The sequence below is a fragment of the Bacillus sp. B4EP4a genome, from assembly GCF_006680105.1.
GTDB classification, from domain to species: Bacteria; Bacillota; Bacilli; order Bacillales; family DSM-1321; genus Peribacillus; species Peribacillus simplex_E.
Genome location: NZ_VHIK01000093.1, coordinates 1 through 732, shown reverse-complemented (window position 1 = coordinate 732; position 732 = coordinate 1). Strand labels below are relative to the sequence as shown.

The 732-nt window shown below is 33.5% G+C and carries 1 protein-coding gene; it reads left to right on the top strand.

Annotated elements, in window-relative coordinates:
* Positions 1–385: 385 nt before the first annotated feature.
* Positions 386–601, top strand: coding sequence for a DUF3951 domain-containing protein (locus FNK51_RS26140; RefSeq protein ID WP_141995231.1), 216 nt, complete (start codon positions 386–388; stop codon positions 599–601).
* Positions 602–732: the final 131 nt, after the last annotated feature.

The window sequence follows — 732 nt, the reverse complement described above, 5'->3', positions numbered from 1 at the left end:
TCGCTGTGTTTTTCAGCGACCATTTCATCTTATCATTTTCATAGTAAGAAGTCAATAGTTATTATTTCTTTTCAGCAACCTGCCAAAAGCGATGAAGTTTTTCGTTTGTCTTAGTTGGTGCTTATTTATATTAATCCTTTCCTACCATAAAGTCAACACATTTCACAATAAATAATTCTTTTTCTCAAAGTTAGATCAAGAATGGTTTCAAGGTCCGTTTTGCTAATACACACATTAGTTGGTCAGATTTGAAGGTATCCCGACAAAGCCTTGAAGGTTTTTATCTTTTTCGCTGTTTTCGTAAAGTTTGTTGTTTTCAAAAAAAGGGATATTATGGGGTATAATAAAATAAAGTAGTAAGTAATCTTTTTTAAGGAGTGATTAAATGGCATATGTTTATACTTTATTTGTTATTTCTGTAATAGGCTTTGTTTGTTATCGGCTGATTAAAAAGAAATCAACGCCTTCAAATAGATACACACCTTATGATGACATCACAATGGGAATTAAAGGTGACGATATACAACAAGATAATCCAATACAGGATACCAAGCATCACATTCAATATGAAGAGAAATCAAATAACGACAAGACCGTTTAAAGCAGTCTTTTATTATGTGGTCAAGAAAGCAACACTGTACAGCCATCTTTTTTCATGACCTTATGAACACAAAAAAGACCAGCCGGATGGCTGATCTTTTTAAATGGCTTGGCGGCGTCCTACTCTCACAG